The sequence below is a fragment of the Nocardioides sp. NPDC057577 genome, assembly GCF_042801335.1.
Taxonomy (GTDB): domain Bacteria; phylum Actinomycetota; class Actinomycetes; order Propionibacteriales; family Nocardioidaceae; genus Nocardioides.
This window is the reverse complement of sequence record NZ_JBHVGB010000239.1, coordinates 1-7,251: the sequence shown is the minus strand read 5'-3', so window position 1 is coordinate 7,251 and position 7,251 is coordinate 1. Positions and strand designations below refer to the sequence as shown.

Genomic DNA, 7,251 nt, shown 5'->3' with positions numbered 1-7,251 from the left:
GTATCGGGGCGGCGGCGAGGGAGTGGCGCGGAGTTCACGTTGCTTGTTCGCTGACTGCATAACTGTCATCTGACCAGCACAAATAGGTCGCGCTGTGGTGCTCGATCGCATATAATAACGGCTATGTACGAGACCATCGACCGCCTCCTTGACGGGCCGCCTCCGGGTGCGTCCGAGGGTGAGTTGGTCGACTGGATCGCTCGCCTCGAGGCAGTGAAGTGCGCTGCCGAGGCTGTGCAGGCAGAGGCGGCGGTACGTCTGGAGGAAGCCGTCCGCGAGCGTCAATCAGCGGCTGGTGTTCCTGCCCGGAAGCTTGGTGAAGGGGTGGCCTCCCAGGTTGCGTTGGCGCGGCGGGTCTCACCCGAACGCGGCGCGAAGCTGCTCGGGTTGGCGAAGATCCTGATCGCCGAGATGCCGCACACCTTCGCGCTCATGAAGGCGGGACTGTTCTCGCAGTGGCAGGCGACCATCCTGGCCCGCGAAACGGCGTGCCTCTCGGTGGAGGATCGGCGGGTCATCGACCACCGGCTCTGCGCCCCCAGCCCGGACGGGGAGAACCCGCAGGTGGTGGTGATGGGGCTGCGGCAGCTCGAGAACGCCGCCAAGAAGCTCGCGATCACCCTCGACCAGGAGTCCGTCGTCGCCCGGGCCGCAAGCGCCGAGAAGGACCGTCGGGTCAGCCTGCGGCCGGCCCCGGACACGATGACCTGGCTCGGTGCCCTACTCCCGGTCAAGGACGGCGTTGCGGTCTTCGCGGCGCTCGATCAGGCCGCGAAGACCGCTGCGGCTGCCGGTGATGAGCGGACCCGGGGTCAGGTCATGGCCGACACCCTCGTCGACCGGGTCACCGGCCGCAGCGCCGCCGGCGCCAAGCCCCGGATCGAGGTCAAGATCGTGATGACCGCCGACGCCCTCGCCAACACCAGCGACCAGCCGGCCATGGTCGAGGGCTACGGCCCTGTCCCGGCCGCCTGGGCCCGCGAATCCCTTGCTGATGCCGAGGTGTTCGTCCGCAGGTTGTTCACCGACCCCGCCGGTCAGTTGGTCGCGATGGAGTCCCGCTCCAGGAAGGCCCCCGAGGGGCTGGCCGACTTCGTCACCACCCGTGACGGTGGGACATGTCGCACCAACGGGTGTGATGCCCCGATCCGCAACATCGACCACATCCAACGCCACGCCGACGGCGGGACCACCAGCGCCCGGAACCTGGAAGGGCTGTGCGAACGATGCAACCAGGCCAAAGAGGCGCTCGGCTGGCAGGCCAGACCAGGACCCGACGGCAGCATCATCACGATCACACCCACGGGCCACATCTACACCAGCCCCCCACCCGACACCTGGCCACCGTACCCACTGCCCGACATTCGGTCACCGGAGTCACCACCCGACTCTCGGGCACCGGACCCAGCGTCACTGTCACCCGCCGAGCTCAGGCTGCGCGACCTGATCCTCGACCACACCCTGGCGGCCTGAGGGTCGCGACCGGTGGAAAGTTTCTTCGGATCAGTGCTTGACCCTGACGCTGCGTCAGGCCTGCACGCTTCTTCTACGGCCCGAAACGGAGCCAAGAAAACGACCCGACGAAGGAGCATCAACATGAACAACATCCTCACCCGCCTGATCGGTGACAAGAAGGACTGGAAGCGCATGGAGGCCCGCGCTGCCGAGCTGCCCGCCGACTACAGGACCGTCTATGGCGAGATGAAGAGCTACATGTGGCGCTTCACCGCCGGCGACGGCATGGACATCGTCGAGATCTTGCGCGAGGTCCTCGACCAGTTCGAGACCGAGGCCGCCGCCGGACGCAGCGTCATCGAGGTCACCGGACCCGACCTGGCCGCCTACTGCGACGCCCGGCTGCCCGAGCAGCACGACGCCTACCGCAACAAGCTGCGAGCGAACCTCAACGAGGTCGCCCAGAAACTCGCTTGAGGCCAGTGAGGACCCTGACCTCAGTCCTCGTCGATGACGTCCTCGCCAGAGGCGGGGTCGTAGAGGTAGACCTGCTCGCCCGCACGGGGGTCGCGGGCGGAGAGCACGTGGAAGGTGGGGGAGGCGGGGTCGGCGAGGTCGACGACGGTGGCGCCGGCGCCGAGCACGCCGCGTACGAGATGTGGGGGTGCGGTGGTGTCGATGCGGGTGACGACGCCGGGGGTCACCCAGACGGGTACGCCGGCGAGGAATCCGCTGACCTGGAAGTGCAGGTGTCCGGTGAGGATGGCGCGTACGTCGCTGCTCCGCACCACCCGGCCGAGGGCGGAGATGTTGCGGAGGACGACGTCGGCGACCCACGGGAGGGAGGCCAGGTGGAGCGGCGGATGGTGCAGGACGAGGACGGTTCCGTCACGGGTCGGCGTCGCCAGCTCGTTCGCGAGGCAGGCCAGCTGGTGCTCGTCGAGGAAGCCGTGGGTCTCGCCGGGGACCAGGCTGTCGATGGTGACGATCCTGAGGTCGCCCAGGAAGCTGACCGCCGCGCACAGGTCCGACTCCGGATCCAGCAGCCGGCCGCGGTCGCTCCCGTCCGGGTCCCGGTGTCCGCTGCCGAGCACCTCGCGGAACGGGCCGCGGGCATCGTGGTTGCCCGTCGAGTAGAGGTGCGGGATGCCGCGCTCGGCCGCGAAGGCGCCCACCCGCTCCAGGACCGCGCCGCAGCCTGCCGCCGAGCCGTCATCGGCGATGTCGCCGCTGACGACGACGGCGTCCAGCCCGGGCACGTGGCAAGCGTCGCGCAGGATGCCTTCGAGAGCGGCGATGGCGTCGACACCGTCCATGTCGACGCCGCTCGCGGAGACATGGGTGTCGGAGAGATGCAGGATCCGGGTCATGTCGTGAAGGCTGCCATGCGGACCTCGGCGACGCCGTCGCTCTCGCTGAGGACGGCGACGTCGAGGTAGTGGGCGTCGACCTCGTCGCCGACCTGGGTGAGGTCGACCTGGACGCAGGCTACCGCGTCGGTGCAGCCGGTCTCGCCCAGGACCGGTGAGCCGGGGAGGCGGGCGAGCCAGGTGTCGAGCTCGGCCCGGGGGACCGTCATCGCGCCCTCGAACTGCCAGTCCTGGAAGCCGATGTAGGTGCAGCTCGCGGACGAGGTCTCATCGGGCAGGTCCGGCGCTCCTACCGCATGCGCGAGGTCGAGGCAGTCGGCCGGCACGTCGTCGGCGGCCTTGCGAAGGTCGGCGCCCACCCAGAAGGTCAGCACGCCGGCGCTGACCAAGCTGAGAACCACGAGCACCGCACCTGCCATGAGCGCCCAGGCCCACCACGGAACGCCGCGCCGCGCGGTGCTCATGCCCACTGTCGGGAGCGCTCGACGGCCCTGGTCCAGGAGGCGTACGCCTCATCGGCCGCATCGCGACGCGACGTGTCGGGGGAGAACGTGCGGTCCAGGGCCCAGGTCTCGCGGATCTCGTCGAAGGAGGACCACACACCGACCCCGAGGCCGGCGAGGAAGGCCGCGCCGAGACCGGTGGTCTCGACGTAGCGGGGCCGGGAGACGTCGACACCGAGCTGGTCGGCCTGCAGCTGGCACAGCAGGTCGTTGGCGGCAGCGCCGCCGTCGACGTTGAGCGAGGCGACGGGAGTCGGCATCGTGGCCATCACGTCGCGAACCTCGAAGGTGATCGCCTCCAGGGTCGCCCGCACGACGTGGGCGCGGGTGGTGCCGCGGGTGATGCCGATGATCGTGCCGCGGGCGTCGGGGTCCCAGTGCGGAGCGCCCAGACCGGTCAGGGCGGGCACGAACACGACGCCCTCGGACGAGGTGACGGTGCTCGCCAGGGCCTCGGTCTCCGCGGCAGACCCGATGATCTGCAGGCCGTCACGCAGCCACTGCACCGCGGCGCCGGTCACGAAGATGGAGCCCTCCAGGACGTACGTCACCTCGCCCGAGGGTGACATCCAGCCCGGCGAGGTGAGCAGGCCGGAGTCCGATCGCTGCGGCGTGGTGCCGGTGTTGGTCAGCACGAACGAGCCGGTGCCGTAGGTGCACTTGGAGTCGCCCACCTCGAACGCGGCCTGCCCGAACAGCGCCGCCTGCTGGTCCCCGGCCACTCCGGCGATCGGCAGCGACAGGTCCAGGAAGGAGCGCGGGTCGGTGACCACGCCCTCTCCCCAGTTGGGGCCGATCTCCGGCAGCGCGTCGCGCGGCACCCCGAACAGGTCGCACAGCTCGTCGGACCAGTCGTTGGCACCGATGTCGAACAGCAGCGTCCGCGACGCGTTCGAGACGTCGGAGACGTGGTGGAGGCCGCGGGTCATCCGGGCGATGAGGTAGGAGTCGACGGTGCCGATCGCGTAGCGGCCAGACTCCACGTGCGCCCAGGTGTGCGGCTCGTTCTCACGGATCCAGGCCAGCTTCGTCGCGCTGAAGTAGGGGTCCAGGCGGAGCCCGGTCAGCTCCCGGACACGGGCGTCGTGATCGGCCATCGAGGAGCACATCGCGGTCGTGCGCCGGTCCTGCCACACGATCGCCCGCCGCGGCGACCCCAGCGTCTCCCGGTCCCACAGCACGACCGTCTCGCGCTGGTTGGTGATCCCGATACCGACGAGGTCGTCCTTGCCGTGGGCCGCGAGGACCGTACGGCACGCCTCCAGGGTCGCCTGCCAGATCCCCTCGGGCACGTGCTCGACCCGGCCCGGGCTGGGGAAGAGCTGGTCGAACTCCTCATAGCCCCGGGCCGCGACCTCGCCCTTCTCGGTCACGATCAGGGCGGTGACACCGGTGGTGCCGGCGTCGATGGCGAGGATCGCGCTCACTGCGGCGTCCTGACGATGTCGAGGATGCGCCGGTCGATCCAGGACAGGTCCTCCGCCACCCGCATCTCGTAGTTCTCGGTGGCCACCCAGGCGAGGAAGCCCGAGGCGCCGTTCGCCGCGGCGTACGTCTCCACCTCGGCCTCGATCTCGGGGGTGACCTGCACCTTCTCGGTCTCGGTCGACGCGGTCAGGTAGAAGTCGCTGAGGTCCAGGAGCCGCTTCAGCTCGGTGATCGGCGCCGCGTGGTCGTCGACCCGGAGGTCGGCCGCGATGTCGTCGTTGCCGCCGTAGCCGGCCTCCTCGCGCACCACCAGGAGAGCCGCGCTCTGCCGCCCGCGGCTGTCGCCGCCCGCCTCGTCGCCCGCGGCCAGGGCCGCCAGCAGCCGGTGCTGCAGCGGCTCCTCGGGGGAGGAGGCCAGCCAGGCGGCCTCCATCGCCTCGACCACCTCGGGGCCGGTGAGGATGTTGCCCTGGATCGCGTACGCCCCATTCTCGGTGGAGCCGGTCCGGCCGCCCGCCCAGTCGAAGCAGGACGGTCCGGTGTGGGATGCGGCGTTGCCGTCGACGTCGACGATCCCGACCTGACGGTGGTCACGTCGCTCGTCCTCCTCCAGCAGCCTCTCGAGGGCGACCGAAGCGGTTGCACCCTCGTCGAGGTGGGCGAGCGCGAGACCCTTGTAGGCGACGTTGGCCTCGGCCTGGGTGGCGATGGCTCCGACCCCCGCTACGGCGGCCGGGACGGCCGATCCGACGGCGAGGAACTTCGAAGCGACGGCCACACCCCAGGTGGGCTCCCCGGTGCCTGGATCAACTGCTCTGGCGACGATGGAGAAGGTCATGGCGCGACCCTATCCGCGAAATTTCGTCCGGTTACGGCGTGTTTACGAATTGTCGTACACCTGACGGCGAGCTTGGGCTTTGATTGAGGGATCCCTTCATCCCAATTTCGGAACTGAGTTTCGAACGTGACCAGGAAGGACATCATGACAACCCTGGCGAAAGAAGAAGCACCCGAGTTGAAGAGAGTGATGGGGCCCTGGCTCCTTCTGCTCTTCATCGTCGGTGACATCCTGGGAGCCGGCGTCTACGCCGTCACCGGGACCATGGCCGGCTACGTGGGCGGCATCCTGTGGCTGCCGTTCCTGCTCGCCTTCGTGGTGGCCACCATGACGGCGTACTCCTACTTGGAGCTGGTGACCAAGTACCCCAGCGCGGCAGGCGCCGCGCTGTATACGCACAAGGCGTTCGGCTTCCACTTCCTCACCTTCATGGTCACCTTCGCGGTTGCCTGCTCGGGCATCACCAGCGCGTCCACCTCGGCGAACACGCTGGCGCAGAACTTCTTCGGCGGGCTGGAGATCAACGGCTGGATGGATGCGCCCAGCGAGGGCGTCGTCACCCTGGTCGCGTTGGGCTTCATGGTCCTGCTCGCGCTGATCAACCTGCGTGGCGTGGGCGAGAGCGTGAAGTTCAACATCGTCCTCACCCTCGTCGAGATGATCGCACTGTGCATCGTCATCGGCGTCGGCTTCTACGTGATCGCCCAGGGCGAGGCCGACATGGCCGAGCTGGTCTCCTTCGACGACTACAACAACATGGGCGTGGTCTTCGCGGTCACCGCGGCGACCTCGGTGGCCTTCTTCGCGATGGTCGGGTTCGAGGACGCGGTCAACATGGTCGAGGAGACCAAGGAGCCGGAGAAGATCTTCCCGCGCACCATGTTCATGGGCCTGGGTGCAGCCGCGCTCCTCTACATCCTGGTCGCGGTCTCGGTCGTCAGTGTGCTGTCCCCCGGAGAGCTCGAGACGATCCGTGAGTCCGAGGGCCGGGCCCTGCTCGAGGTGGTCGCCAAGGGTGCTCCCGACTTCCCGATCGACAAGGTCTTCCCGTTCCTGGCGGTCTTCGCCGTCGCCAACACGGCGCTGATCAACATGCTGATGGCCAGCCGTCTGGTCTACGGCATGGCCAAACAGCGGGTGCTGCCCAAGCAGCTGGGCGCGGTCCTGCCCGGCCGCCGCACTCCCTACATCGCGATCATCTTCACCACGCTGCTGGCGCTGGGCCTGATCTGGTACGTCTCCAGCGACCCGGACAGCAACATCGTCTCCAACCTCGGCTCCACCACGGCGCTGCTCCTGCTGTGCGTCTTCGCGATCGTCAACATCGCGTGCCTGGTCCTGCGCAACCGACGGGCCGACACCGACAAGGTGTTCTTCACGGCGCCCAAGTACCTGCCGCCCATCGCCGCCATCCTGTGCATCTACCTGGCCGGCCCGTGGGTCGACCGCGACGGCATCGTCTACGAGATCGCCGGCGGCCTGATGGTCATCGGCGTGATCCTGTGGGCCATCACCTGGCTCGTCAACAAGTTCGCCAACAAGGACGACGAGCCGCCCCACTTCCAGGACATCGAGCACATGGACGTCAACCCCGAGGACGACAAGTAAACCGATGACTTCGGTCAGGGCCGGCGTACGAGCTGATGAGGGCGTACGC

The 7,251-nt window shown here is 68.6% G+C and carries 7 protein-coding genes; 3 read left to right on the top strand and 4 right to left on the bottom strand.

What is annotated here, in order from left to right; all coding sequences use genetic code 11:
- Nucleotides 1–123 precede the first annotated feature (123 nt).
- Both ACFU7D_RS27690 and ACFU7D_RS27685 read left to right on the top strand, forming a co-directional pair.
- Complete coding sequence (locus tag ACFU7D_RS27690) at nucleotides 124–1,473, top strand: DUF222 domain-containing protein (protein WP_378873382.1); 1,350 nt, start codon at nucleotides 124–126, stop codon at nucleotides 1,471–1,473.
- A 123-nt stretch (nucleotides 1,474–1,596) separates the two neighbouring features.
- Nucleotides 1,597–1,932 carry a DUF1048 domain-containing protein gene (locus tag ACFU7D_RS27685; RefSeq protein ID WP_378731319.1) on the top strand — a complete coding sequence of 112 codons (336 nt, stop codon included), beginning with the start codon at nucleotides 1,597–1,599 and terminating at the stop codon, nucleotides 1,930–1,932.
- A 20-nt stretch (nucleotides 1,933–1,952) separates the two neighbouring features.
- Here ACFU7D_RS27685 and ACFU7D_RS27680 read toward each other — a convergent pair whose 3' ends face one another.
- The 4 genes from ACFU7D_RS27680 to ACFU7D_RS27665 are packed head-to-tail and all read right to left on the bottom strand — an operon-like array spanning nucleotide 1,953 to nucleotide 5,594.
- Nucleotides 1,953–2,825 (bottom strand): metallophosphoesterase, encoded by an 873-nt coding sequence (locus tag ACFU7D_RS27680; protein WP_378873380.1) that lies wholly within the window; start codon nucleotides 2,823–2,825, stop codon nucleotides 1,953–1,955.
- Nucleotides 2,822–3,289 carry a hypothetical protein gene (locus tag ACFU7D_RS27675; protein ID WP_378873378.1) on the bottom strand — a complete coding sequence of 156 codons (468 nt, stop codon included), beginning with the start codon at nucleotides 3,287–3,289 and terminating at the stop codon, nucleotides 2,822–2,824. Before ACFU7D_RS27675 ends, ACFU7D_RS27680 begins: the two co-directional genes overlap by 4 nt.
- Nucleotides 3,286–4,755 carry an FGGY family carbohydrate kinase gene (locus ACFU7D_RS27670; protein ID WP_378731325.1) on the bottom strand — a complete coding sequence of 490 codons (1,470 nt, stop codon included), beginning with the start codon at nucleotides 4,753–4,755 and terminating at the stop codon, nucleotides 3,286–3,288. The genes ACFU7D_RS27675 and ACFU7D_RS27670 overlap by 4 nt, the downstream gene beginning before the upstream one ends.
- Nucleotides 4,752–5,594 (bottom strand): DUF1028 domain-containing protein, encoded by an 843-nt coding sequence (locus ACFU7D_RS27665; RefSeq protein ID WP_378873376.1) that lies wholly within the window; start codon nucleotides 5,592–5,594, stop codon nucleotides 4,752–4,754. The genes ACFU7D_RS27670 and ACFU7D_RS27665 overlap by 4 nt, the downstream gene beginning before the upstream one ends.
- A gap of 186 nt (nucleotides 5,595–5,780) precedes the next feature.
- Between ACFU7D_RS27665 and ACFU7D_RS27660 the strand changes: the two genes are divergently transcribed.
- On the top strand, nucleotides 5,781–7,202 hold the full coding sequence (locus ACFU7D_RS27660; protein WP_378873384.1) for an APC family permease: 1,422 nt from the start codon (nucleotides 5,781–5,783) through the stop codon (nucleotides 7,200–7,202).
- Nucleotides 7,203–7,251: the final 49 nt, after the last annotated feature.

What these genes read in the sequence shown, in the direction of transcription:
- ACFU7D_RS27690 (WP_378873382.1), top strand. Translation starts at nt 124, where the DNA reads ATGTACGAGACCATCGACCGCCTCCTTGACGGGCCGCCTCCGGGTGCG.
- ACFU7D_RS27675 (WP_378873378.1), bottom strand. Translation starts at nt 3,289, where the DNA reads ATGAGCACCGCGCGGCGCGGCGTTCCGTGGTGGGCCTGGGCGCTCATG.
- ACFU7D_RS27685 (WP_378731319.1), top strand. Translation starts at nt 1,597, where the DNA reads ATGAACAACATCCTCACCCGCCTGATCGGTGACAAGAAGGACTGGAAG.
- ACFU7D_RS27680 (WP_378873380.1), bottom strand. Translation starts at nt 2,825, where the DNA reads ATGACCCGGATCCTGCATCTCTCCGACACCCATGTCTCCGCGAGCGGC.
- ACFU7D_RS27665 (WP_378873376.1), bottom strand. Translation starts at nt 5,594, where the DNA reads ATGACCTTCTCCATCGTCGCCAGAGCAGTTGATCCAGGCACCGGGGAG.